The sequence below is a fragment of the Gracilibacillus salitolerans genome, from assembly GCF_009650095.1.
Lineage (GTDB): Bacteria > Bacillota > Bacilli > Bacillales > Amphibacillaceae > Gracilibacillus > Gracilibacillus salitolerans.
On sequence record NZ_CP045915.1, the window covers coordinates 1 to 26425 of the forward strand.

The following is a 26425-nucleotide window of genomic DNA, read 5'->3' on the forward strand; positions in this document are numbered from 1 at the left end:
GTGGAAAACATCGAAGATTTATGGAGCAACACTTTAGAGTTAATTAAGGATAAAGTAAGTAAACCAAGCTATGATACCTGGTTGAAAAATACTTCTGTTGATCAATTAAAGGAAGATACGGTTATCATCTCTGCTCCAAATGAATTTACAAGAGACTGGCTTGAATCAAGATATACAATGATCATTTCTGATGCTCTATATGAACTTACAGGTGCAAAATTAGCTGTGAAATTTGTCATTCCTGAAAGTACAGATGACACAACAGAAGAATTCACTCAAATGAAAAAGAAAAAAACTGTACCGACACAAAATAGTGAAACATCGCCTAAATCAATGTTAAATGATAAATACACATTTGAAACATTTGTCATTGGTTCTGGTAACAGATTCGCTCATGCTGCATCATTAGCAGTTGCGGAAGCTCCAGCAAAGGCATATAACCCTTTATTTATTTATGGTGGTGTCGGCCTTGGAAAAACACACTTAATGCATGCGATTGGTCATTATGTATTAGATCACAATCCAACCGCGAAAGTAGTGTATCTTTCATCTGAAAAGTTTACGAATGAATTCATCAATTCCATTCGTGATAACAAAGCTGTGAATTTCCGTAATAAATATCGTAATGTTGACGTCTTATTAATTGATGATATTCAATTTCTTGCTGGAAAAGAACAAACACAAGAAGAATTTTTCCATACGTTTAATACTTTACATGAGGAAAATAAACAAATTATTATCTCCAGTGACAGGCCACCTAAGGAAATTCCAACATTGGAAGATCGACTGCGTTCTCGATTTGAATGGGGACTTATTACGGACATTACACCTCCTGATTTGGAGACAAGGATTGCTATACTTAGGAAAAAAGCAAAAGCAGAAGGTTTAGACATACCTAATGAAGTGATGCTGTATATTGCAAATCAAATTGATACTAACATTAGAGAATTAGAAGGGGCATTAATACGAGTAGTTGCCTATTCATCTCTTATTAACCAGGATATTGATGCTTCGTTAGCAGCTGAAGCATTAAAAGATATTATCCCTTCTTCCAGACCAAAAGTAATTACGATACAGCATATTCAAGAAGAAATCGGAAAACGGTATAACGTTAAGTTAGAGGAATTCTCTGCTAAAAAACGTACTAAATCTATTGCATTTCCAAGACAAATTGCCATGTATTTGTCTAGAGAACTAACGGATTTTTCACTACCTAAAATAGGTGAAGAATTCGGTGGAAGAGATCACACAACCGTTATTCACGCACATGAAAAAATATCAAAGTTAATAGCTACAGATGAATTATTAAGTAAAGAGATTGAAGAAATAAAAGAACAATTAAAATCTATGTAACTTAACTTTCATACTGCTATTTACTTGTGGGTATTGTGGATAAATGGAACAAACATGCAAACAAGTTATTCACATCTGGATAACTTAATCAAACTAGGGATATTGAAGTTATCCACATAATCACATGCCCTATTACTATTATTACGGTATTATATTAATAATAAATAAATATATTCCTCAAGGAGGATTAAAATGAAAATTGTAATAAATAGAGATAAATTAATGGAAAGTATTCAACATGTAACAAAAGCTATTTCATCGAAAACTGCCATTCCTATTTTGGCTGGGCTAAAAATCCAAGCGACACATAATGGTATAACGTTAACGGGTAGTAACTCCGATATTACAATTGAATCTTTTATTCCAGTAGAAGAAGAAGGAATTCAATTTATTGATGAAATTGAGCAAGGAGAAATTATTGTTCATGCGAAGTATTTCCCAGAAATCATAAGAAAATTACCTTCTCCAACCGTTCAAATAAACGTAGATGAACAGTTGCAAATCACAATACAATCTGGTCATGCTGAATTCCATTTAAATGGACAAGATGCCGAAGAATATCCGCAAATGTCACAAATTCAAACCGATACACATTTTGAATTACCAATTAACCTATTAAAAAATATGATTAAACAAACTGTATTTGCGGTATCTACTTCTGAAACACGTCCGATTTTAACTGGGGTTAATCTTAAAGTGGAAGAAGAGCAACTGCATTTTATAGCAACAGATAGTCATCGTTTGGCTGCAAGTAAAATACCTTTACAAGATGTAATCAATAACTTTCCCTTTGATCAAGTTGTTATTCCGGGAAAAAGTTTAAACGAATTAAGCAAAATTCTAGATGATACAGAAGATAAAATTCAAATCAGTATTAGTGAAAATCAAATCGCATTTCAAAATAATCACTTATACTTTTTATCACGCTTACTAGATGGAAAATATCCAGAAACTTCACGCTTAATTCCCGAAGAAAGCAAAACCGTGATTCATGCTGACACAAAAACACTTCTGCAAGCAGTGGATCGTGCATCATTACTTGCAAAAGATAATCATAATAATGTTATTCGACTACAAACCAAAGACCAGGAAATTGTTGAAATTTCAAGTAATTCACCAGAAATAGGGAAAGTAGAAGAAGAAATTACCGTAGCTAAAATGAATGGTGAAGAATTAAAAATATCATTCAGTTCAAAATATATGATTGATGCATTAAAAATAATGGAAACAGAGCAAGTAAAAATAGAATTCACCGGAGCAATGCGACCATTCATTATTAAACCAATCGATCACGACCAAATATTACAACTAATCTTACCAGTCAGAACATATTAGTCAGTACAGAGAGCCAAACAAGTTAGTTGAAAAAGTAAACACGCGTTTCAGTAAATGAAACGCGTGTTTTTTTATCAAAAAGGAAATGACAGAGCAAATCAAACTAATTTTAATTTATCCAAAAAATGGAACGTATAATATGATGAACTATTGGAATTAGCATGAGATCGACTTTTTAGATATGTCATTTTATCCTTTTATAAAAAATAATTAGTAGGTTTACTTTTATATTTGTCAAATGTTTAGTAAAATAGATAGAAGGGCTATACTAATAACCAATATCTTTCTTGATAATAAAGTAGGTGAAACGATGGAAGAAAAAATTGAAATTTCAACAGATTATATCCCTTTAGGACAGTTTTTAAAATTGGCCAATATTCTTGAGTCGGGTGGCATGATTAAAGTTTTTTTACAAGAAAATGGTGTCTATGTAAATGACGAGTTAGAAACACGTCGCGGTAAAAAACTTTATCCTGGGGATACAGTCTATGTAGAAGATGTTGGTACGTTCGTTGTAACAAAAAGTGCTGAATAAGGTTAAATTCGGAAGGAAATTCGAATGTATATACAACAATTAAGTTTAACTAATTATCGCAACTATGATCATTTATTTGTTCAGTTCGATGATAAAATAAACGTGATTATTGGGGAAAATGCTCAAGGGAAAACAAACTTAATGGAAGCTATATATGTGTTAGGGTTCTCCAAATCACATCGAACCACAAAAGATAAAGAATTAATTCAATGGGAGCAAAACTATGCTAAAATAGAAGGTAGTGTATTTAAAAGGAATCAACAGTTTCCCTTGGAAATACAATTCACCAATAAAGGAAAAAAAGCTAAATTAAACCATTTAGAGCAACAACGTCTTAGTGATTATATTGGCGCCTTAAACATTGTTATGTTTGCACCGGAAGATTTAAATCTGGTGAAAGGGAGCCCTCAAATTAGAAGACGTTTTATTGATATGGAAATAGGCCAAATTCAGCCAATCTATATTTATCATCTTGGACAATATGTCAAAATCTTAAAGCAGCGAAATCATTTATTGAAGCAACTTCAAAGGCGTAAATCAAATGATCTCACGATGCTACGTGTACTGACAGATCAAATAATCGAACATGCTGCCATTATTTTAGAAAAACGTTTTATATTTATGAAACGATTACGTACCTGGGCAAATGAGATACATAGAGGAATCAGCAGAGGAATTGAAGATTTGGATCTGCAATATGCTCCTACTATCAATGTATCAGAGGCAGATGAAAAGGAAAATATAGTAACAGTTCTAAAAGAATCATTTGAGAGGTTAGAAACGAAAGAAGTTGAGCGTGGCACGACCTTGATAGGTCCACATAGAGATGATTTGATCTTTCATGTAAATGGGAAAAATGTCCAGACTTTTGGTTCACAAGGTCAACAAAGAACAACTGCGCTATCTTTGAAACTTGCAGAAATAGAACTTATATATCAGGAAATTAATGATTATCCTATTTTGCTTTTAGATGATGTCCTAAGTGAATTAGATGATTTCAGACAATCCCATTTATTAGATACAATTGAAGGAAAAGTCCAAACCTTTGTCTCTACAACCAGTGTTGATGGTATTCATCACCAAACACTAGAGAAGGCAGAGATTTTTAGAATAGATAACGGAAAAATAATCGAGTAAAAAGTAGGGATATTATGTTTATTCACATTGGGGATGACCATGTTATTCAATCAAAAGATGTGATAGGAATAATTGATTATAGTTTAGTAACATCTTCTTCCATAAACGAAGAGATGCTAGATGAATTGAAACAAAAGCAACAAGTAATTGTATCGGATGAGGAATTAACGAAGGCAGTGGTTATTACTGCTGATAATGTATATTACAGCCCGTTATCAGTCCTAACGTTAAAGAAAAGGGCAAGTATGATTTCTACCATTAGCAGGTTAGAGGATTATTCTGAAAATAGTGATGAAGAATAAAGATTATCAATGAGAGAGAATGTAGGTGATTGAATTGACAATGGATGAGAATATGCCAATGGAACAAGCCTATGATGCCGATCAAATTCAAGTATTAGAAGGCTTAGAAGCAGTACGGAAAAGACCAGGTATGTACATTGGATCAACGAATGAAAAGGGACTTCATCATTTAGTCTGGGAGATTGTTGATAATAGTATTGATGAAGCTCTAGCTGGTCATTGTGACCATATTCAAGTTTTTATTGAAGAAGATAATAGTATAACGGTAGTAGATAATGGTCGTGGAATCCCAGTCAGTATGCATGAGAAGACAGGTCGCCCAGCAGTCGAAACAATTATGACTGTTTTACATGCTGGAGGTAAATTTGGCGGCGGAGGTTATAAAGTTTCTGGTGGTCTGCATGGTGTGGGGGCTTCTGTTGTAAATGCCTTATCCAGTGAATTGGAAGTGCATGTACATCGTGATGGTAAATTATATAACATTAGCTTTTCTCGTGGTAAGCTAACCAATGATTTAGAGGTCATTGGAGATACAGATATTACGGGAACAAAAACTCGATTTAAACCAGATCCAGAAATATTTACAGAGTCGACTGTGTATCATTACGATATATTGGCAACAAGATTACGTGAATTAGCCTTCTTGAATAAAGGGTTAAGCATTTCTATTAAGGATAATCGAGAAGATCAAGAAGAGGAAACTTTTTATTATGAAGGTGGAATCGGATCTTATGTTGAACATTTAAATCGTTCGAAAGAAGTTCTACATGAACCTTTTTATGCAGAAAAAGAAGAAGATAATATTCAAGTGGAAGTCGCTTTACAATATAACGACGGATTCGCAAGCAATATATATTCATTCGCTAATAATATTAGTACCCATGAAGGTGGAACACACGAATCAGGTTTTAAGACCGGTCTAACTCGTGTTATTAATGACTATGCGCGAAAGAATAATTTATTCAAAGAAAATGACCCGAATCTAACTGGTGATGATGTTAGAGAAGGTTTAACAGCGATTATTTCAATTAAACACCCGGATCCACAATTTGAGGGTCAAACGAAGACGAAACTAGGAAATAGTGAGGCAAGAACTATTACAGATTCTGCCTTTAGTGAGCTTTTTTCGAAGTTTTTATTTGAAAATCCTAATACAGCAAGAATTATTGTAGATAAAGGGTTAATGGCTTCAAGAGCTAGAATGGCAGCGAAAAAGGCAAGAGAATTAACGAGACGTAAAGGTGCTTTGGAGGTTTCCAATCTTCCAGGTAAATTAGCCGATTGCTCGTCACGTGATGCGAAAATAAGTGAGCTGTATATTGTAGAGGGAGACTCAGCCGGTGGTTCTGCCAAACAAGGGCGAGATCGTCATTTTCAAGCGATTCTACCATTGAGAGGTAAAATACTTAATGTCGAAAAGGCAAGGTTAGACAGAATCTTATCAAACAATGAGATCCGTTCTATTATTACAGCACTGGGTACTGGAATTGGCGAAGAATTTGATATTTCCAAAGCTCGATACCATAAAATTGTAATTATGACCGATGCAGATGTTGATGGTGCACATATTAGAACCTTATTATTAACCTTTTTCTTCCGATTCATGAGGCCGTTAATTGATTATGGCTATATCTACATTGCACAACCACCTCTGTATCAAATAAAGCAAGGCAAAGCTGTTCATTACACTTATTCAGATAAAGAGTTGGATCAATTACTAGCAGAATTACCAAAACAGCCAAAACCAGGATTACAACGTTACAAAGGCTTAGGAGAAATGAATGCAACACAGCTGTGGGAAACAACCATGGATCCTGATGGACGTACGTTGCTGCAAGTTAGTTTGGAAGATGCAATGGAAGCAGATCAAATTTTTGACATGCTAATGGGTGATAAAGTAGAACCACGCCGTAATTTTATTCAAGATAATGCGGTATATGTTAAGAATTTGGACATCTAATCCAGGTTTGTTCAGAATAGCAATTTTCACGTCTTCCTGCAGTGAAATAGGAGGTAATCAAATATGGTGGATCAAAACCGTCCACAAGTTCAAGAAATTAATATAGGGCAAGAAATGAGAACATCTTTTTTAGATTATGCAATGAGTGTAATTGTGGCTCGTGCTTTACCTGATGTTAGAGACGGGATGAAACCTGTTCATCGTCGAATATTATATGCGTTAAATGACCAGGGTATGCATGCGGATAAAGCATATAAAAAATCCGCTCGTATTGTTGGGGATGTTATTGGTAAGTATCACCCACACGGTGACTCTGCTGTCTATGAAGCAATGGTAAGGATGGCACAAGACTTCAGTTATCGCTATATGCTTGTAGATGGCCATGGAAACTTCGGTTCAGTAGATGGTGATCCACCAGCAGCAATGCGTTATACAGAAGCCAGAATGTCTAAGATCTCAATGGAAATGTTACGAGATATTAATAAAGATACCATTGATTACACAGATAACTATGATGGTTCGGAAAGAGAACCGAAAGTATTACCTGCTAAGTTCCCTAACCTTTTAGTGAATGGGGCTTCTGGTATTGCAGTAGGGATGGCAACAAATATCCCTCCACATCATTTAGGAGAAACAATTGATGCTATCTTAGCGATTAGTGAGAATCCTGAAATTTCGATTAGCGAGTTAATGGAAGAATATATTTATGGTCCTGACTTTCCGACAGCTGGTCAAATTTTGGGACGAAGTGGTATTAGAAGAGCTTTTGAGACCGGAAAAGGATCCATTACGATTCGTTCCAAAACGGAGATAGAAGAACAAGCGAATGGTAAATCAAGAATCCTAGTTTCGGAACTTCCATACCAAGTGAACAAAGCTAAGTTGATCGAAAAAATTGCTGATTTAGCTAGAGATAAGCGTATTGAGGGTATAACTGATTTGCGCGATGAATCAGATCGTAACGGTATGCGTGTTGTGATTGAATTACGCCGAGATGCGAATCCAAACGTTGTGTTAAATAACTTATATAAACAGACATCTTTACAAACGTCTTTTGGTATCAATATGCTAGCTTTAGTGGATGGACAGCCGAAAGTATTAAATTTAAAGCAATGTTTGGAATATTATTTAGAGCACCAAAAAGAAATTATTACGAGAAGAACGCAATATGATTTAAATAAAGCAGAAGCACGTGCACATATCCTCGAAGGTTTACGGATTGCACTTGATCATATTGATCAGATTATCACTTTAATTCGCCAATCCAACACAACCGAAATTGCCCGTGATGGCTTAATGAATCAATTTAATCTTTCTGAAAAGCAAGCTCAAGCTATTTTAGACATGCGTTTACAGCGTTTAACTGGTTTAGAACGTGAAAAGATTGAAGATGAATATAGCCAGATTATGGAGTTAATTAAAGAATTGAAGGAAATCTTGGCGAATGAGGAGAAAATTCTCGAAATCATTCGTGAAGAATTATTAGAAATAAAAGAAAAGTATAGTGACGAAAGAAGAACAGAAATTGTATCAGGTGGAATAGATCTGATCGAAGATGAAGATTTAATTCCAGAGGAAAGTATTGTTATTACCCTGACACACAGGGGTTATATTAAACGTCTGCCTGCTTCGACATATCGGGCACAAAGACGTGGAGGCCGTGGAGTACAGGGAATGGGTACGAATGACGATGATTTTGTGGAACATTTAGTCTCTTGTTCAACACATGATACGGTACTCTTCTTCTCTAATAAAGGAAAAGTATATCGTTCGAAAGGGTATGAAATTCCTGAATTTAATCGTGCAGCGAAAGGTCTTCCGATTATCAATTTATTAGAAGTGGAACAAGGCGAATGGATTAATGCCGTTATTACTGTCAGTGAATTTAAAGAAGACTGGTATCTATTCTTTACAACAAAATATGGTGTGTCTAAAAGAACGGCGCTTCCACAATTTGCGAACATCCGTAAAGGTGGTCTGATTGCGTTAAACTTGCGTGAAGGTGATGAATTAATCTCTGTTCGTTTAACAGATGGCCAAAAAGACATCTTAATCGGTACAAATAATGGTTATGTTATTCGATTCGAAGAAAGTCAAATCCGTTCCATGGGAAGAACAGCAGCTGGTGTAAAAGGTATTTCATTACGAGGCGACGATGAGGTTGTTTCGATGGAAATTCTTGAGAAAGACCAGTATGTACTGAACGTAACAGAGAATGGCTATGGAAAACGAACACCTGTTGAAGAATATCGAAGAACAAATCGTGGTGGTAAAGGGATATTTACTGCTAACATTACCGAAAAAACCGGTAAAGTAGTAGCCGTTAAAAATGTCACTGCTGAAGAAGATATTATGATCATGACCGTATCTGGTGTCTTAATTCGAATGCAAGTAGAGGGAATCTCCACAACAGGTAGAAATACACAAGGGGTTCGTCTCATTCGTTTACAGGAAGAGGAAAAAGTTGCAACAGTAGCAAAGGTAGATCGTGAGGAAGAGATATTAGAAGAGGGTAATGAAGAAGAGATAGAAAAATAGTAAAGGGTGTGATCCAGTTGCAGGTGCATCCACAACAGCTAATACCTGGATGTATTATCACCAAGCAGGTTTTAGGAAAAACTAGACATCCAATTATTGATGAAAATACAGTAATTAATGAAGAACATATTAAAGTCTTAAAACACTTTAATATTGATTCTGTTGAGGTATCTGAAAAATTAGCATCAGGAAGTCTTTTTACCCCTAAAAAAATGATGGTTGCTGGGCATTCTTCACGAAAAAATGTTCAAAGGAAGTCGCGAGCTTCCTTTGAAACTTTATACCTTGATACAGTCTCAGGTTACAAAGAAATGTTTCAAAAATGGCAAGGTGGAAGTCCTATTGATATCTATCAAGTACGAAAAATGATGATGCCATTATTTGATTATGTAAAAGATATCAGTTTAGATTTATTTTTATTACATAAGTTTGCTTCCAAACAAGACTATTTCTATCATCACGGTGTATCTATTGCCTTATTATCAGCACATCTTGCAAGAAAACTAGGGTATGAAAAAGATTGGATCCAAGCTGGTATCGCAGCTATTCTGGCTGATAGCGGAATGGCAAAATTAAACGAAAATTGGTTAATGAAAGAATCAAGATTAACAATAGCCGAATATGAAGAAATAAAGAAACACCCGACATTATCCTATCGAATGGTAGAAGATATTCCTTCCGTAACAAAGGACATGAAATTGGCGATCTTACAGCATCATGAAAGAATGGATGGTAGTGGATATCCTCTTGGAGCAAGAGAGGACAAGATACATCCCTTTGCTAAAATTATAGCAGTAAGTGATACCTACCACGCCATGACATCAGAGCGTGTTTACCGGAGGAAACAATCACCTTTTAAGGTTATTGAAGAAATGTTGAAATTGAAGTATCAAAAGTTTGATTATCCTGTACTGCAGAAATTTATTGATACACTTATGAATTACACGGTTGGTACACGTGTTATGCTCTCAACTGGTAAAGAAGCATATATTATTTTTATTGATTCTAACCAACCAACAAGGCCAATGGTAAGATTAATGGATAGTGATGAAATAATAAAATTAAATGAAAAACAAGCAATCTTTATTGAAAATATTATTACAGAATAGAACAGGTAACCAAAACGGTTGCCTGTTTTTTTTTATGAAATTAGGCAAGAATAAAATTATGTGCATAGTCCATAAACTGCGAAGTAACTTTTGTGTTCCTTTCTCCCTCCGATTCTATTTGAGATGAGTGCTAGTCCGACGCTGCGGAAAAACACCCCCTTTCCGTGGGGAACGCTTCAGCCTCCTCGCGAGCAAAGAACGCTCACTGCGGGGTCTTCAGACTGTTCCTTTCCCACAGGAGTGTCGCATTTTTCCGCAGCTTTGAATAGTGTTCTAATAAAGTGATAGAAAGTTCCAAGAATATAGTTCCATGAGTCCATTTCTTTCAACAATCAGAACTCCAAAATTAGCGGAGGCAGAATACGCAGACTCCTGTAGGAACAGCGCGAGCTGAAGATCCACTAGGTAAAGTGACTGTCTTTACCTAGTTAGCTGAAGCCGTGCCCACGGAAAGCGAAGTATTCTGCCGAAGCGTGTCCAAACCACTTATCAAAAATCAGGATGGGAGAAAATTTTCACTATGTCGCAGTTTTTATCTATTGTGAATTAGAAGAGCAGGATGGTGGAGGGGTGGGTTCTTAGTATAGTTCTATCAACTTTGTAAAAAAAATTTACATATTGTAACCTCTTACATTATTGATTTGATCATATCGCTGTTTTCAGCGTATGGAATAACGAAAAAAAAAGGTTGAAAAACCCTGAAACATATCGTATTGTAATTAACAATAGTTAAGGATACAACCCTCAAAAAATAGATGAAACTCTAGTGATGAAGAGCTTCATTTCTCTTCCATTATTTCTCAATAAAACAACAATAATTTAAGGAGGTTCACCGATGAGAACAGATAAATTTAGTAAAGAAGGTTTAACGTTTGATGATGTCTTATTATTACCAGCGGAATCTAATGTACTACCTAGAGATGTATCAGTAAAGACAAAGCTATCAGAAAATATTACGCTAAATATTCCATTTATAAGTGCTGGGATGGATACTGTAACAGAAGCGAAGTTGGCTATTTCCATTGCAAGACAAGGTGGAATTGGCGTTATTCATAAAAACATGTCTATTGAAGAACAAGCAGAACAAGTAGACCGTGTGAAGCGCTCTGAAAGTGGAGTTATTTCGAACCCTTTTTTCTTATTGCCTGATCATCAAGTTTTTGATGCAGAACATTTAATGGGTAAATTTCGTATTTCTGGTGTACCTATCGTAAATAATGAGGAAGAACAAAAACTAGTAGGGATTTTAACGAATCGTGATTTGCGCTTTATTGAGGATTATTCGATTAAAATTGCTGATGTAATGACTAGTGAAAACTTAGTAACAGCACCAGTTGGTACAACTTTAGAAGAGGCAAGTAAGATCTTACAAAAACATAAAATTGAAAAATTGCCACTAGTTGATGATGATAATGTTTTAAAAGGACTTATTACGATCAAAGATATTGAGAAAGTAATTGAATTTCCTCATTCTGCTAAGGACAAGCAAGGACGCCTATTAGCTGGTGCTGCTGTTGGAGTAACAGCAGATTCGATGACACGTATTGATAAACTAGTAGAAGCTGGTGTGGATGTATTAGTTATTGACACAGCACATGGACATTCACAAGGTGTTATTGAACAAGTTAAACGCGTTCGAGCTAAATATCCTGATATTGATATTATTGCTGGAAATGTAGCCACTGCAGAAGCGACAAAAGCACTAATTGAAGCAGGAGCGAATATTATCAAGGTAGGTATTGGTCCTGGTTCTATCTGTACAACAAGAGTAGTAGCAGGTGTCGGTGTCCCTCAAATTACAGCAGTAAATGATTGTGCGACAGAAGCAGAAAAATATAATATTCCAGTTATTGCTGATGGCGGTATTAAGTACTCCGGTGATATAGCCAAGGCAATCGCAGCTGGTGCGCATGCAGTCATGTTAGGAAGCTTGTTTGCAGGGGTAACAGAAAGCCCTGGTGAAACTGAAATCTTCCAAGGTAGAAGATATAAAGTATATCGTGGTATGGGATCTGTAACGTCCATGAAATCTGGTTCTAATGATCGATATTTCCAAGACTCACAGGATGCTAAGAAACTGGTACCAGAAGGCATTGAAGGTCGTGTAGCCTATAAAGGACCTTTAGCCGATACGGTTCATCAATTGATTGGTGGTCTCAGATCTGGCATGGGTTACTGTGGATCAGCTGATATCGAAGCATTACGAAATGATGCCAAATTTATTCGTATGACAGGGGCAGGATTACGCGAAAGTCATCCACATGATGTTCAAATTACGAAAGAGTCGCCAAACTATTCTTTATCATAAAGTGAGAATTCCATGATGGTTAGCACCGTGGTAAATCATATATAGTAAAAAAGATTGAGGAAAACTTGGGTTACCCAAGTTTTCTTTTTCCCGTATATGAACTATAGTTATATAGCGTTATTTTCTATTTGAAGTAGTTGTGATAAAATTGTTTCGTGTAAAAAAATAGTCGGAGGTAGGAAAAGTGAAAGATGTAATGAAAAAGATAAGCATTTTGGTAGTGGTTTCATTGATAATGATCACTACATTTTCTATGAATAGTTTAAACGTACAAGCAGCAGAAAATATAGACGTCAAGGCAGAATCGGCTATCATTGTCGATGCTAACACAGGGAAAGTTTTATATGAGAAACAATCTGATTTAAAATTACCTCCAGCTAGTATGACGAAAATGATGACGGAATACTTAGTTCTAGAAGCCATTAATGAAGGTCAAATCAGCTGGGATACAACTACTCAAATCGGAGATTATCCTTATTGGTTATCATCGAACAATGCTTTTTCAGGGATTGGTTTAATACAAGATAAAGGTTACACAGTCCGTGAATTGTATGAAGGAATGGCTATTATTTCTGATAATGCGACAACTGTCGCGCTAGCAGAACTAGTAGCAGGTTCAGAAGGTGAATTTGTCCAAATGATGAATGATAAGGCAGAAGAAATGGGATTACAAGAATATAAATTTGTTAATTCTACTGGTTTATCCAATACAGATTTAGGAGAATATCATCCAGAAGGAACAGAAGCGGATGCCGATAATTTATTATCAGCTCGTTCAGCAGCGTTATTAGCCTATCATCTAATTAATGATTATCCTGAGGCATTAGACTTTTCGAGTACAACGTTATCTGAATTAGATGGAAGAGAGTTAGAAAACCTAAATTGGATGTTGCCATGGGAAGGAAATAATTTTACACAATTTGGATATGAAGGTGTAGATGGATTAAAGACTGGTCATACAGATGCAGCTGGATACTGCTTTACAGGTACAGCACAACAAGGAGACCGCCGGATTATTACAGTAGTAATGAAAACGAGCAGCAAAGATGAACGTTTTGTTGAAACGAAAAATTTAATGGAGTATGGTTTCTCAAAATTTGAAACAGTAGAACTATTTCCAGATAATTATCAGTTAGAAGAGGAATCTTCTTTACCTGTATCAAAAGGAAAAGAAAAGGAAGTAGAGATTACCACAGCAGAATCGTTCGAAACGATGATAAAAGCTGGTGAAGAAGAACTATATGATATACGATATGAGATCGATGAAGATAAATTAACAGAAGATGGTAATTTAGAAGCGCCACTTGAATCTGGTGAAAAAATAGGAGAAGCGATTCTTCAGTATAATGGTGATGTAGATTACGGTTATATTGGTGGCGACACCAGTGATCAACGTGTAGATCTAGTAACAACTGCTGGAGTTGAAAAACAAAACTGGTTTATGCTATCACTAGGAGCGATTGGTAACTTCTTTGCAAATGTTTTTATGACAGTAGTAGATTTTTTTAAAGGGTTATTTAGCTAATTTAATTCCTATTATAGCAGTTGGCATTTGTGCATTTTTTGTTATATAATGTAAGAGGATGAAATTGATCGTTTATAGTTCATAATTTTAGGAGGAACATAAGAATGTCTAAAGTAGGTACAGATAGAGTAAAAAGAGGTATGGCAGAAATGCAAAAAGGCGGCGTTATTATGGACGTTGTCAATGCAGAACAAGCGAAAATTGCTGAAGAAGCTGGTGCTGTTGCAGTTATGGCATTAGAACGAGTACCATCTGATATTCGTGCAGCTGGTGGGGTAGCACGTATGGCTGACCCTACAATTGTAGAAGAAGTTATGAATGCTGTTTCTATTCCGGTTATGGCAAAAGCCCGTATCGGTCATATTGTAGAAGCTCGTGTGCTAGAAGCTATGGGTGTAGACTATATTGATGAGAGTGAAGTGTTAACACCAGCAGATGAAGTGTATCACTTAAATAAAAGAGATTATACCGTACCTTTTGTATGTGGTTGCCGTAACTTAGGTGAAGCAGCTCGTCGAATTGGTGAAGGTTCTTCCATGTTACGAACGAAAGGTGAACCTGGTACAGGTAATATTGTCGAAGCAGTTCGTCATATGCGTGAAGTTAACGGACAAGTTCGTAAGCTTGTAAATATGAATGAAGATGAAGTGATGACATATGCTAAAGAACTAGGTGCACCATATGAAGTATTACTTGAAATTAAAGAAAATGGCCGTTTACCAGTTGTAAACTTTGCTGCTGGTGGTATAGCTACTCCAGCGGATGCGGCATTAATGATGCAACTTGGTGCTGATGGAGTATTTGTTGGTTCAGGTATCTTTAAATCAGATAATCCTGCTAACTTTGCAAGAGCGATTGTAGAAGCAACAACACATTATGAAGACTACGACTTAATTTCAAAAGTATCCAAAGGCATTGGTACAGCAATGAAGGGATTAGAAATTAGTACAATTGCTCCAGAAGAGCGTATGCAAGATCGTGGTTGGTAAGTAGTGAGGAGTAAAAAGTAATGGTAAAAATCGGAGTATTAGGCTTACAAGGTGCAATTCGTGAACATGCTCGTTCCGTTGAAGCAGCTGGAGCTGAAGGTATCATTATTAAGTATAAAGAACAATTAGCTGACATAGATGGATTAATTATACCTGGCGGCGAGAGTACAACAATGCGTCGACTTATTGATAAATATGATTTTTTGGATGCGTTAGTGGACTTTGGTAAACAAGGGAAGCCGATCTTTGGTACTTGTGCTGGTCTTATCTTATTGGCAAATAATATTGTAGGACAAGATGAGGCACATTTATCGTTAATGGATATGAAGGTAGAACGCAATGCTTTTGGCAGACAACGTGAATCTTTTGAAGTAGAAATAGATCTTAAAGGTGTTGCAAATAATTTTGAAGCGGTCTTTATTCGTGCACCATATGTAGTGGAAGTTGGACCAGAAGTAGAAGTCTTAGCCACATACCAGGATAAAATTGTTGCAGCAAAGCAAGGTCATTATTTATGTAGCGCATTTCATCCGGAATTAACGGATGACCACCGTTTAACAGAATACTTTGTCAAAATGGTGGAAAAATAATATAATAATAACAAGTAAAAGAACTCGGTATTGGATAATGTATAGAGCGAATATATAGTAAAGTGATGACAGGAACTAGTAGCTTATTGTTTTATAGAAGAGAGCCGGTGGCTGGTGCAAACCGGTATAAAAGATAAGCGAATCCATCCTGGAGCAGTACATGGAAATGATAGTACATGTATTCGGTGACAAGCCGTTATAGATAATGAAGCCGGGAGAAGTCTATTCTCCAATCAGGGTGGTATCGCGGGTAAACTCTCGTCCCTACTAATAAGTGTAGTATGGGACGGGAGTTTTTTATATTTTAAAAGGCTGTCTTCCAAAAGACACAGGGGATGCGAAAAGAATTTTTTAAAAAGAACATTCACCTTATAATTAACTAAAATTTAATAGGAGGTAATAGTTATGTTAGACATGAAAATGTTACGCAAAAATTTTGATGAAGTGAAAGAGAAATTAGCAAACCGTGGAGAAGACTTAACAGATTTGGATCGTTTCGGGGATCTGGATGAAAAAAGAAGAGAACTGATTGCTGAAACGGAACAATTAAAAGCAAAACGTAATGAAGTATCTAAGCAAATCTCTTTATTGAAAAAGGAAAAGAAAAACGCTGATGACATGATTGTTGAAATGCGTGAAGTTGGGGACCGAATCAAAACTATTGATCAAGAACTTCGACAAGTAGAAGAAGAGCTTGAGTTATTGATGCTGTCTATCCCAAATATCCCACATGAATCAACTCCGGTAGGCGATTCAGAAGATGACAATATCGAAGTGCGCAAATGGGGAGAAGTTCCAAGCTTAGATTTTGAGGGGAAAGCACATTGGGATATAGCAACCGAGTTAGATATATTAGATTTTGAAAGAGCAGCAAAAGTAACAGGAAGCCGATTTGTTTTTTACAAAGGTTTAGGCGCTCGTTTAGAACGTGCTTTAATAAACTTTATGATGGATTTGCACGCAGATGAGCATGGTTATCAAGAAATGCTGCCACCATACATGGTAAACCGCACAAGCATGACCGGGACTGGCCAATTGCCGAAGTTTGAAGAAGATGCCTTTAAAGTGGAAGGTTGGGATTATTTCTTAGTTCCAACAGCTGAAGTACCAGTAACCAATTATTATCGGGAAGAAATTTTAAAAGCAGAAGACGTACCTCAAAAATTTGCTGCCTTTAGTGGAAGTTTCCGTTCTGAGGCAGGATCTGCTGGTAGAGATACAAGAGGTTTAATTCGCCAGCATCAATTTAATAAAGTGGAATTAGTGCAATTTGTAAAGCCAGAAGATTCCTATCATGTTCTGGAAGAATTAACAGGGCACGCGGAAAAAGTATTACAACTATTAAAATTACCTTATCGTGTCATGAGCATGTGTACAGCTGATTTAGGATTTACAGCTGCCAAAAAATACGATATCGAAGTATGGATGCCAAGTAATGATACGTATCGTGAAATCTCTTCTTGCTCTAATTTTGAGGATTTCCAGGCAAGACGTGCAGGTATAAGGTTCCGTCGTGAGGAAAAAGGAAAGCCAGAATTTGTTCACACGTTAAACGGATCTGGTTTAGCAGTGGGGCGTACGGTTTCTGCTATTATTGAAAATTATCAACAAGAAGATGGTACTGTACAGATACCGGAAGTATTGGTACCATATATGGGTGGAAAAACAGTAATTAAATAACAAGATAACGTCTATCTTAATTTTTTTTAAGATAGACGTTAAAAAACTATTGACTCTATTTCGGGAATATGCTATATTATTACTTGTCGTCAGCAAATTCGGAGGAGTACCCAAGTCCGGCTGAAGGGAGCGGTCTTGAAAACCGCCAGGGGCTTCACGGCCCGCGGGGGTTCGAATCCCTCCTCCTCCGCCATTATTTGAACACAAAATTGGAGATTATAAATCACGAAAATCGTTATCATTAGATAGCGGTTTTTTTATTTAGAGATAAGAAAGTATAAAATTTGCGTATTTGTCTAGCTCCGAGCGCCCAAAAACTAGGCGACTTCACGAATCACCCTACGATAAGTCATCATCGCGTCATTTGCTTACCGTGATTCCTTTATCTCAGTTGATTCTGAAGTCGCTACGTTTCTAAACGGGCGCTCTGCGCTTTTCTTAAGACTATCGGTTAGATAGACGTTTCCCCTGTTCCATCTTCTTATAATGATTTATAATAGTTAATAAGTATACATAAAAGGTGGGTTTTTATGAGTATGAAAGATTATACGATTGCGTTTTTAGGAGCGGGTTCCATGGCAGAGGCTATTATTGCCGGGATGACATCTAAAGAAATGGTCCCTTCTGACCGGATTATTGCGACTAATCATTCCAATAAAGAACGATTAACAGCATTAGAAAATAAATATGGTATTCGAACATCACAATCCAGGGAGGATGTGGTGAGCCAAAGTGATATCATTATTTTAGCGATGAAGCCTAAAGATATTCAATCTGCAATTGCTGAAGTGAAAGACTTTTTAAGTGACAGTAAAATTGTTGTGTCATTATTAGCAGGGATCTCTACGCAATATATTGAGCAATTACTAGAAACCAATAATGCTGTTGTCCGTGTCATGCCTAATACATCAGCAATGATTGGACAATCAGCTTCGACGATAACTGGAGGTCAATATGTTGACTTTTCAACTGTCGGATTAATAAAGAATCTTATGACATCAATTGGTACCACAACATTGATACAAGAAGAGGAAATGGACGCTTACACTGCTTTGGCGGGCAGTGCACCTGCTTTTTATTATTACATGGTGGAAGCAATGGAGAAGTTTGTCGAGGAACAAGGTTTAAATAAAGAAACAGCTAAGCCTTTAATGGCACAAACGATTAAAGGTGTTGCAGAGATGTTAGCAACCACAGATGATACACCAACAACATTAAGAGAAAAAATTACAAGCCCTGGAGGTACGACAGAAGCAGGGATTAAAACATTGGGACAACACGAGTTTCAACAAGCGGTAATTGCTTGTCTACAACGTACAACAGAAAGATCCAAAGAGCTAAGAGAAATGTTTGAAAAATAAATAGAGAATAAGGGAGAGTCTTGCCATTTATCGAAAGTTTTATTAAGATATAAAGTGGTGTCTCTCCTGATTAAGTATTTATATTATGACCCCGTAGCTCAGTAGGATAGAGCACTTCTCTCCTAAAGAAGGTGTCGGAGGTTCGAATCCTCTCGGGGTCGCCATAAGGATATTTAATGTTAGGTTTATACTTTTTAGATATTATACAAATGCTGATATATCAAGGTTGTTAACTCTTTACCTTTTTATAGTGTTCCGAGGAAATAGGATATAATCTGAATTTATTTTACACATTTTTTACACGTACATACTTTCAAAAATTTCTTTGGTGACTTGTTGACTTTTTTCTTCTAACTCTTTCACCAAATGTGTGTAAACATTCATTGTCGTATTTATATCAGTGTGACCTAAGCGCTTTGACACATAATAGATCGACACTCCTTGATATAAAAGAACACTTGCATGAGTGTGTCTCAAACCATGAACGCTTATTTGATTAGCATGAATCTTATTCAGTGTATTCTTTAAAACTTTGTTCGCTACACCATTAGAAATAGTTTTATATTTTGAACTTGGACTGTAAAACACAAGTCGTTCTATATTATCAGGTTGCGATTCAAACCATTTTTTAAATATTTGCATGGTGTTATGATCCATTGTAATAGTTCGTGTCTCATTTGTTTTTGTTGGACCGTGTCCATCAGGCATTCTTTTTGTATATCCCCAAGTCTTATTAATTGTGATTGTATTGTGAAGGAAATTAAAATCTTTTCGTTGAAGCCCTACTATTTCACCAAAACGCATACCAGATGTTAAACCAAGCAAAAGTAAATAATAAGTTGGCGATCTATCTAATTGTTTATTTAATTCTTGGAGCAGTTTGTTCGATTCCTCTACATTTAAGAACTTTTCTTCACTTTTTTTACTTGCTTCACCAGTAATAGTTGCATTCCTAGTAAAGTCAATATGGATCAATCCTTCATCAATAGCATCTTTAACACATGCCCTAACGTGAGTATTAAGTTTTCTAACTGTGACTTTCGATCTCCCTATAGCATAATCATTTAAAAATTGCTGATAGGAGCGTTTAGTTACTTTTTGAATGGTAATACCCTCAAAATACTCTTTAATGGTCTTTAACGTGTTTTTATAACGTTCTAATGTGTTCATTTTTACGTTCGTTTTGTAAGTGTATAACCAAGATTCAAAATAATCACTAAATAAAACTTGTTCCACATTTATTGATATACCTTTCAGAAGTTTACTTTCTACTTCTGTTGCTGCAATCATAGCCTCTTTTCTAGTTCTAAATCCACCCTTTCTTATGGGTTTTGCTTTACCATTCACCATTCTACTAATGGTATATTGCCATTTTTTACCCCGTTTCTGAAAGCTAGCCAATTTTATCACTCTTTCTTAAAGGTTTTCTATTACGATAAATACCCTCCATTCGCTCACGAGCAAGATCTTCATGAACTTTAAATGATTCAGCTATCTCCTCAATAATATAATCACTTTTTAAATCAAAAAGCTGTAGCATGGAATATGGTATTGCTGCATACTTTGTGAAGCGTATTGCATCCCATTCTTGAAGTTCTCGGAACGCTTTAGGCATGATTAATTGTGATCCACAATGTCTTAATAAGTGGCACAGTTCATGAAAAAATTGTTCGCGTTGTTCTTGTTCTGTTAATCTAGCATCTATATTTATTATTCTATATTTTCCATCTTGAAAAGCAAATGAACGCTTTTCCTTATAGCTAGTCCAAATATGAAAGGATAAAGCTATTTGTTTCAAATTAATCTGTTCTGGAGTAGTAATGCCAATCTGTATATAATGTTTAGTTATCCAGTTTTCTAAGTCGAATGGTTTATATATGTAGTTCAATTGTATCACCTCAAAACCATTATACGAACAAACGTTCTTTTTATCAATAAAAAAATACCAGTTTTAAAACTGGTAAATTAGTAATTTACATTTTCCGTGGCTATATTTATATTAATAATTACTTGCATCATCAAAATCATTTTCTAAATCATCAAATGAAAGTTGTTCAAAATTTAAGTCTTCTTTTTTAAAGTTATTATAATTACTTGAGGTTAGGTACGTCCGTATCTTTTGAATTGAACTTTCGTCTACAGCTGTATATTTATATCTACGTTTATCATAGCTATATTGTAGTCCCTTTTTGGAAATTTCGGCTAGTAAGTCATCTATATATTTCTTTACAATTCGAATAATTGGCTTCTGAGCTTTTGGAACCCATTTTTCCCATACAGGGATAACTCTTTTACATGCCTCCTCTAAAGTAAACGATTGTTCCTTCATGCTAATACTTCTTCCAATAATTATACGAATTGAATTTCTTACTTTTTCTCCTAATACCTTTTTCCCATATTCATCTTTCAAGTTTAATTCTGGATCTACAGGTATTATATACAAAACTGGCTCTAAGTTTTTAGCAACTTGTGTGTACTTTATATCGTCATCTTTCTTTTCACCTATATAAATTCCATCACTATTAACAGTTAAACTATGAATATCATAAGATACTGGATTACTTCTTAAATCAGTTATAATCTCAGAAAGATTATGTAAAACGTCATTCAGACTTTCATATTCTTCCTCAGCTACTGAGTATAATAATTTAAGGTTATTATTTTTCTTCATACCCAAAAAACTATTTATTCCGTTTGGATCTAGACTTAAATACCCCAAAGCCTGTCTAGCTCCTCTTTTAGTGATATCTTCACTAAAACTTTTCACTTTACACTCTAACAATAAAAGAGTATTGTCACCTTTATTTAGAAAAACAATTTCTGGAACAACACTCCTATTAATTCTACCGTGTAAGTGTTTTCCTAGTCGTTTTCTTAATTCATCCGGTACGGGTAATTCTTCTCCAATAGAGTTTATAACATATCCTTTTTTATACAATATTGGTTCTATTAAGGAATTATCAGGATAGGCCATGCCCATATGTAAATATAGATTTAATTGAAATAAGGGTGTTATCTCTTTACTCATAATCTGGTAGCACCTCTAAATATTTATTTATATAACTTTCATAATCAATATTTCCAATGGTGATAGTAACTGCTGGGTCTAGATATCTTTGAATATTTGTTACCATTCTGTGTATAGTATTCCCACAAGTTCCACGTGGTAAGAACATAATGAATTCATCACATGATAAATCAAGTATAACCTCCTGCCAAAGATGTAAATCAGTTCCGTATACATGAACTCTTTCATTGTTTAATCTAATGGGATTTCCTATAATTTTAAACGGTTCCTGACCTTTTCTAAAAGTTACATCAACAAATTTATTAAAAGTTGATTCATTCAATTTTTTACTAAACTTAAATGAAACAGGTAGTCCGTTGAAATTAAGTGATTCTGATTTGCTCGGTGCACTAATGTTCTCAAAGTTAAGCCATACATTATTTTCTAAGTCCTCAGTGATGTTTTTATAGTAGTTAATATTATTAGTTATCTGATACCTATGATCCTTAAAACTATTCGATCTATTTGTAACCTTCCCGTTTCTGTAAAAGTCATGTCCACCTTTTCCAATTCGTGTTGGGAACTTCAATAACCCAATACTGTTGAATTCAGGCAATAAATTCCTTATTTCTGGTAGATTCATTTTAATTTCAGCCAATTCTTTTGATAGGTTAATTTTCGTAACTCTATCTTCTTCAAAATCAAAATCTATATAATCTGATTGTATATAACCTTCTTCATCAAGTGAATTAAAAATATTACTATATTCAAAATTCATTTTTATATATCTTTGTGGATGGTGTGTAGCTGCTATTTGTGTTAAAAATCCATCAAACATTTTTCCTGAGATCCATAAGTTATCAATTAATGAAGAACTCTTAATAATCTTGGAGAATAGTTGGTCTGTTATTGAGGATTTTTCTAATGCATATAATACAAAAAATCTATCATTTACTATTTCAATAAAACCAAATGGAAATTTATTGAAACCAATTATGCTATATAAGCATTCATCAATTTGTTTAAAGGTACCATACTCATTATTTATTAGACTTTCCAAAGATGATATATCAAATTCTAAATCTTCATTAATTTCCCTATTAAATGTTTCAAAAATATACGACTTTAATAAGGGTTGTTTAGTTTTATTAATATCAATTTGTTCTTTCATATCATTTGAATAATGATCTAAAAATTTAAAAACTTTTTCTCTGTTCTTAAAACTAAATGTCACTTGAAACACCTCCACACAAATAAAAAGAGAGCCCTTTTGGTAGGACTCTCTAACGCTCAGTTGCGTCGGGGTGCAAAGACCCTTAATCACAAAATGCGCTCAGTTGCGCCGGGGCGCTATGGCCCTACATATATTATATACTATATTATACAATATCATCTTACCAATTTCAACCATATTATTCTATAGTTATTTTTTCTTTAATTTCATTAATTTCTTTATTCTTAAGTTCTAATGCTTTTTTTAGTTCCTCAATTTCACTTAATGCTACTTCATTTTTTTCGATCTCTTTATAAAAGTCGCTTTTAAGCTGATCATATTTGATTTTGTGCCCTGGTATAAATTTTGAAATAAGTACATTATCAATATTATCTAGTATTTCAGTGCTGATTTTTACATTTAACTCGTCTTTTTTATGCTGATAAAGTATTCTCTTCTTATCTATTATTCTTAGAGAATCTACCATAACTGCGCAGTTTTTTCGTAACCCATCTTTTTCTGTTACATCAATATGCATTTCTTTGTCATCGCCATACTTTCCACCAGAGATAGGTGCAACTAAAACTGAATTTCCTCCATCATATAAAATTAGTGCAGGATGTGAATAAGTTAGTTCTTTATCAAAATGTCCAAATAATTCCACTTCAACAATGTGTCCACGAGTATATCGACGATAATGAATTTGCTTTTTGTTTTTTTTGTCTTCTATGTATTCTTCTAATCCTAATATCCACTTCAACCCATCTTCTAACTTTAAAGACATAATCACTGAAAAAAAATCATCCAATAATCTCTTAGTATCTAGAATAAGATTTGGATCGCTACCAGACCTCATGTTTTTTTCATCATCTGTAAGATTTTTTAACTTTGAAACATACTTCCGTTTAAATTTGCTACGCTTTATTTTATATGAATTCTTACTTATTTTAACCATTTTTTTGTATTTCTCCCTCCAATATCTTAGTTTACCTAATTTTAACACATTTAAAATAGTATAAGATCAATTTTTTTATCCACATATTTATTATCTTATTATTAAACTACAAATAAGAATCGACATAAAAATACCAGTTTTTTATAACTGGTATCGCATATATGACAAAACCGAAAGATAGGATTTTATTATGCGTATTTAGGCTTTTTCGCTTCTTCTTTTCGCCAAGCTTCAATTTTATTTTGAACCCAATCTATACTGTGTGTTTTAATTCTCCATTTATCAGCTTGTAACATAGCTTCTTTTGTATATGTAGAGGTTGTAATAAATCTAGCTAAAACACAACCATGATTTTGTTTAGATGAATTTAATTCTCTTATTGGACTAACGGTAATTTGATTACCTGAGTTTAAATAATGTTTAATTTGTACAGCTTCATACTGCTGATGATAACGTTGGTAAATAAGAAGATCTACACCACCATCTGCACCCTTTGGCGTTTCCTTTGGTTTATAGCCTTTCGCTTTATAATATAGAAAGCATAAACGTTCAAATTCTGCACCAGACATATTTTCTAAAGGCATTTTAATGATTTCTTTATCTGATAAAAGTCTAGTTGTTGGTACTTTATTGTAATTATTTTTTTGAGAGTTCTTAGATATATTTGTAGAATTAGTCTTTTTTGCTGTCTTTTTATTTGCTTGTTTTTCTGGTATCAGCAAGTTAAGAATACCTTCAATAACAACTGGTATTATTACTGCTACAAATAAAAAACCCCAGTGTAATTCATTAATATTGCTAAAATAATAGGCAAGACCAATAAATATTAATATTATACGTATTAAATATAAAATGCTATTCTTTCTTTTCTTACCCAATCTTTATTCTCCCCTATCCTGTTTCGCCTTCCACTTCACATAGTCAATATGACGCTTAATATCGTCAATTTCTTCTTCCGTCAACCCTTTCATGTCGAAGAAAAATAAATCACCCTGATCTTCCTCTTTTTTGTGTTCTTTACCATCTACCAGATAACTAATTGAAACATCAAAATAGTCACTAATCTTTGTTAATAGTTCAAATGAGGGTTCTCTTTCATTTCTTTCATACATGCCTATTGCACTTTTACTAATGTTTAGTTTTTGTGCTAAATCCTTTTGATACAGTTTTTTATTTTGTCTGAGCCGCTTTAATCTATCACCAAATTTTTCCACAATATCACCTTCTTACTCAAATAATAACACAAAGTGTGTATTTTTATTTTTAAAGTCACAAAAAGTGTTTACAAAACACGAAACGTAGTTTAATATAGTTATTGTATAACACATTATGTGATTAGGGGGGAGTTTATGAATAAAGATTTAATTGCCAAGCGTTTAGTTGATTTAAGAGATAATCGATCACGTGAAAAAGTTGCAAATGATCTTAATATCAGTATTAGCGCTTTACAAATGTATGAAAATGGTCAACGAGTTCCAAGAGACGAAATTAAGATTAAAATTGCAAGATATTATGATGAGTCAGTTCAAAATATTTTTTTTAAAGATCCGGAACACGAATTGTGTTCTTGAACCAAAATTCTTTCATTTGAATATATGAACGAAAGGAGTTTCGATTTTTGCAACAGTTGGATGTGAACTTAACAATACCAATTCCATCTGATCAGGTACTTATTAGTAAAATCGAATTGCAGCAACTAAGAGAAAGTTCATTAGTTGGTGTGTACTGGAACATGAAGGATTTAGAAAATCGTGTTGGTAGAAAACAAGATTGGATTAAAGAAAATATTCTTTATCCATCACAATTCCGTAAAAAACTAGATATTGAAAACGGTGGTTTTGTTTACTATCCAAAATCTAGAGGTCAAAACTGGACTTTCCAAGCTAATAAAATGTCTCAATTTTTGGATAAATACTTTAATCAAATTTTTCAAGGATAAAAAGTGATTATTACCAATTTACTATACTTTTAATTTAAAACAAATAACAAAAAGGAGCATGGAAATGAGTGAGAGAACTGTAAATCCTGTCAAAACGAAAGGATTGAATAAAGCCTTAATTGCAGAATTGCATAACGAAAATCTTGTAAGGAGGATTGAAAGAATCTTAAGAGAAGATGACATGCAAGATAGCGTAAAGCTGTCGCAAATTTTTTATAGTAAATTTGCAACCCAGGTCACTATTATAACGAATAAATTTAGTTATGAATTGCATTTTTTTCCCATTGATAATTCATTAAAAACGGTGAAATTAGATAATTTTAATCTGATTGAATTAAGTAACATGCTGAAAGAGTCAAACCAGAGGTAAAAACTATGAAACTAGCAAACTACAACAAAAAGCAACGCTTAATCATTTTGGTGAACGATCTAAAACGCAAAGGGGTAAAAATTGACTTTGCAGTAAAATTTTTAGAGAAGTAGGTGTGAGGATGAATGATAAAAGCATAAAAAAAATAGCAAGTGCGACAACACTTACTACCAGAAAGTTAGTCACTTATACTTTATCATTCTTCTCCTATTTTTAAAA

24 protein-coding genes, 2 tRNA genes and 1 other annotated feature are annotated in these 26425 nt (G+C 34.5%); of the genes, 19 read left to right on the top strand and 7 right to left on the bottom strand.

Annotated features, from left to right (window positions below):
* From dnaA to GI584_RS00080, 16 genes are all read left to right on the top strand, one after another.
* Positions 1 to 1353, top strand: coding sequence for a chromosomal replication initiator protein DnaA (gene dnaA / locus GI584_RS00005; RefSeq protein WP_100358412.1), 1353 nt, complete (start codon positions 1 to 3; stop codon positions 1351 to 1353).
* A gap of 192 nt (positions 1354 to 1545) precedes the next feature.
* The gene (gene dnaN / locus GI584_RS00010) at positions 1546 to 2688 is read left to right on the top strand and encodes a DNA polymerase III subunit beta (protein ID WP_100358411.1); all 1143 of its coding nucleotides are present in this window, start codon (positions 1546 to 1548) and stop codon (positions 2686 to 2688) included.
* Between the two features lie 310 nt (positions 2689 to 2998).
* A complete protein-coding gene (yaaA, locus tag GI584_RS00015; RefSeq protein WP_018933827.1) occupies positions 2999 to 3223 on the top strand; it encodes a S4 domain-containing protein YaaA in 225 nt (74 codons plus the stop codon).
* 24 nt (positions 3224 to 3247) lie between these two features.
* A complete protein-coding gene (gene recF / locus GI584_RS00020) occupies positions 3248 to 4360 on the top strand; it encodes a DNA replication/repair protein RecF (protein ID WP_153789849.1) in 1113 nt (370 codons plus the stop codon).
* A 14-nt stretch (positions 4361 to 4374) separates the two neighbouring features.
* Positions 4375 to 4662, top strand: coding sequence for an extracellular matrix regulator RemB (gene remB / locus GI584_RS00025; RefSeq protein WP_100358409.1), 288 nt, complete (start codon positions 4375 to 4377; stop codon positions 4660 to 4662).
* Between the two features lie 52 nt (positions 4663 to 4714).
* The gene (gyrB, locus tag GI584_RS00030) at positions 4715 to 6622 is read left to right on the top strand and encodes a DNA topoisomerase (ATP-hydrolyzing) subunit B (RefSeq protein ID WP_407647423.1); all 1908 of its coding nucleotides are present in this window, start codon (positions 4715 to 4717) and stop codon (positions 6620 to 6622) included.
* Between the two features lie 63 nt (positions 6623 to 6685).
* A complete protein-coding gene (gene gyrA, locus GI584_RS00035) occupies positions 6686 to 9160 on the top strand; it encodes a DNA gyrase subunit A (RefSeq protein ID WP_100358407.1) in 2475 nt (824 codons plus the stop codon).
* Positions 9161 to 9183: 23 nt separating this feature from the next.
* Positions 9184 to 10269: an HD-GYP domain-containing protein gene (locus GI584_RS00040; protein WP_228552454.1), complete on the top strand. Its 1086-nt coding sequence runs from the start codon at positions 9184 to 9186 to the stop codon at positions 10267 to 10269.
* 835 nt (positions 10270 to 11104) lie between these two features.
* Positions 11105 to 12577, top strand: coding sequence for an IMP dehydrogenase (guaB, locus tag GI584_RS00045; RefSeq protein ID WP_100358404.1), 1473 nt, complete (start codon positions 11105 to 11107; stop codon positions 12575 to 12577).
* A 184-nt stretch (positions 12578 to 12761) separates the two neighbouring features.
* On the top strand, positions 12762 to 14102 hold the full coding sequence (locus tag GI584_RS00050) for a serine hydrolase (protein WP_153789850.1): 1341 nt from the start codon (positions 12762 to 12764) through the stop codon (positions 14100 to 14102).
* A 104-nt stretch (positions 14103 to 14206) separates the two neighbouring features.
* Positions 14207 to 15091 (top strand): pyridoxal 5'-phosphate synthase lyase subunit PdxS, encoded by an 885-nt coding sequence (gene pdxS / locus GI584_RS00055; RefSeq protein WP_100358402.1) that lies wholly within the window; start codon positions 14207 to 14209, stop codon positions 15089 to 15091.
* A 20-nt stretch (positions 15092 to 15111) separates the two neighbouring features.
* Entirely contained in the window at positions 15112 to 15681 is a 570-nt protein-coding gene (gene pdxT / locus GI584_RS00060; protein ID WP_100358401.1) for a pyridoxal 5'-phosphate synthase glutaminase subunit PdxT, read from the top strand.
* Between the two features lie 56 nt (positions 15682 to 15737).
* Positions 15738 to 15950 (top strand) — a binding site (T-box leader).
* Positions 15951 to 16086: 136 nt separating this feature from the next.
* Complete coding sequence (gene serS / locus GI584_RS00065) at positions 16087 to 17361, top strand: serine--tRNA ligase (RefSeq protein WP_153789851.1); 1275 nt, start codon at positions 16087 to 16089, stop codon at positions 17359 to 17361.
* 100 nt (positions 17362 to 17461) lie between these two features.
* A tRNA-Ser gene (locus GI584_RS00070) sits at positions 17462 to 17554 on the top strand.
* Between the two features lie 337 nt (positions 17555 to 17891).
* Positions 17892 to 18722, top strand: coding sequence for a pyrroline-5-carboxylate reductase (gene proC / locus GI584_RS00075; RefSeq protein WP_100358399.1), 831 nt, complete (start codon positions 17892 to 17894; stop codon positions 18720 to 18722).
* Positions 18723 to 18809: 87 nt separating this feature from the next.
* Positions 18810 to 18886: transfer RNA gene (locus GI584_RS00080), tRNA-Arg, on the top strand.
* 133 nt (positions 18887 to 19019) lie between these two features.
* Here GI584_RS00080 and GI584_RS00085 read toward each other — a convergent pair.
* From GI584_RS00085 to GI584_RS00115, 7 genes are all read right to left on the bottom strand, one after another.
* Complete coding sequence (locus GI584_RS00085) at positions 19020 to 20123, bottom strand: site-specific integrase (protein WP_153792872.1); 1104 nt, start codon at positions 20121 to 20123, stop codon at positions 19020 to 19022.
* A complete protein-coding gene (locus GI584_RS00090) occupies positions 20116 to 20610 on the bottom strand; it encodes an ImmA/IrrE family metallo-endopeptidase (RefSeq protein WP_153789852.1) in 495 nt (164 codons plus the stop codon). Before GI584_RS00090 ends, GI584_RS00085 begins: the two co-directional genes overlap by 8 nt.
* A 111-nt stretch (positions 20611 to 20721) precedes the next feature.
* A complete protein-coding gene (locus GI584_RS00095) occupies positions 20722 to 21750 on the bottom strand; it encodes a hypothetical protein (protein WP_153789853.1) in 1029 nt (342 codons plus the stop codon).
* A complete protein-coding gene (locus GI584_RS00100; RefSeq protein ID WP_153789854.1) occupies positions 21743 to 22963 on the bottom strand; it encodes a hypothetical protein in 1221 nt (406 codons plus the stop codon). Before GI584_RS00100 ends, GI584_RS00095 begins: the two co-directional genes overlap by 8 nt.
* 178 nt (positions 22964 to 23141) lie before the next feature.
* A complete protein-coding gene (locus GI584_RS00105) occupies positions 23142 to 23897 on the bottom strand; it encodes a type II toxin-antitoxin system PemK/MazF family toxin (RefSeq protein ID WP_153789855.1) in 756 nt (251 codons plus the stop codon).
* 188 nt (positions 23898 to 24085) lie between these two features.
* Entirely contained in the window at positions 24086 to 24775 is a 690-nt protein-coding gene (locus GI584_RS00110; protein ID WP_153789856.1) for a restriction endonuclease, read from the bottom strand.
* A gap of 3 nt (positions 24776 to 24778) precedes the next feature.
* Positions 24779 to 25111, bottom strand: a complete 333-nt coding sequence (locus GI584_RS00115) for a helix-turn-helix domain-containing protein (RefSeq protein ID WP_153789857.1) — start codon at positions 25109 to 25111, stop codon at positions 24779 to 24781.
* Between the two features lie 135 nt (positions 25112 to 25246).
* Between GI584_RS00115 and GI584_RS00120 the strand changes: the two genes are divergently transcribed.
* The 3 genes from GI584_RS00120 (at position 25247) to GI584_RS00130 (ending at position 26206) form a co-directional block, all read left to right on the top strand.
* Positions 25247 to 25468 carry a helix-turn-helix transcriptional regulator gene (locus GI584_RS00120; protein WP_153789858.1) on the top strand — a complete coding sequence of 74 codons (222 nt, stop codon included), beginning with the start codon at positions 25247 to 25249 and terminating at the stop codon, positions 25466 to 25468.
* Between the two features lie 47 nt (positions 25469 to 25515).
* The gene (locus GI584_RS00125; RefSeq protein ID WP_153789859.1) at positions 25516 to 25836 is read left to right on the top strand and encodes a DUF771 domain-containing protein; all 321 of its coding nucleotides are present in this window, start codon (positions 25516 to 25518) and stop codon (positions 25834 to 25836) included.
* A gap of 64 nt (positions 25837 to 25900) precedes the next feature.
* A complete protein-coding gene (locus tag GI584_RS00130) occupies positions 25901 to 26206 on the top strand; it encodes a hypothetical protein (protein WP_153789860.1) in 306 nt (101 codons plus the stop codon).
* Positions 26207 to 26425 lie beyond the last annotated feature (219 nt).

Coding starts and splice junctions, on each gene's coding strand:
- pdxT (WP_100358401.1), top strand. CDS start 15,112: ATGGTAAAAATCGGAGTATTAGGCTTACAAGGTGCAATTCGTGAACAT.
- guaB (WP_100358404.1), top strand. CDS start 11,105: ATGAGAACAGATAAATTTAGTAAAGAAGGTTTAACGTTTGATGATGTC.
- GI584_RS00105 (WP_153789855.1), bottom strand. CDS start 23,897: ATGGTTAAAATAAGTAAGAATTCATATAAAATAAAGCGTAGCAAATTT.
- yaaA (WP_018933827.1), top strand. CDS start 2,999: ATGGAAGAAAAAATTGAAATTTCAACAGATTATATCCCTTTAGGACAG.
- GI584_RS00130 (WP_153789860.1), top strand. CDS start 25,901: ATGAGTGAGAGAACTGTAAATCCTGTCAAAACGAAAGGATTGAATAAA.
- gyrA (WP_100358407.1), top strand. CDS start 6,686: ATGGTGGATCAAAACCGTCCACAAGTTCAAGAAATTAATATAGGGCAA.
- dnaN (WP_100358411.1), top strand. CDS start 1,546: ATGAAAATTGTAATAAATAGAGATAAATTAATGGAAAGTATTCAACAT.
- pdxS (WP_100358402.1), top strand. CDS start 14,207: ATGTCTAAAGTAGGTACAGATAGAGTAAAAAGAGGTATGGCAGAAATG.
- GI584_RS00095 (WP_153789853.1), bottom strand. CDS start 21,750: ATGAGTAAAGAGATAACACCCTTATTTCAATTAAATCTATATTTACAT.
- remB (WP_100358409.1), top strand. CDS start 4,375: ATGTTTATTCACATTGGGGATGACCATGTTATTCAATCAAAAGATGTG.
- proC (WP_100358399.1), top strand. CDS start 17,892: ATGAGTATGAAAGATTATACGATTGCGTTTTTAGGAGCGGGTTCCATG.
- gyrB (WP_407647423.1), top strand. CDS start 4,715: ATGCCAATGGAACAAGCCTATGATGCCGATCAAATTCAAGTATTAGAA.
- serS (WP_153789851.1), top strand. CDS start 16,087: ATGTTAGACATGAAAATGTTACGCAAAAATTTTGATGAAGTGAAAGAG.
- GI584_RS00120 (WP_153789858.1), top strand. CDS start 25,247: ATGAATAAAGATTTAATTGCCAAGCGTTTAGTTGATTTAAGAGATAAT.
- recF (WP_153789849.1), top strand. CDS start 3,248: ATGTATATACAACAATTAAGTTTAACTAATTATCGCAACTATGATCAT.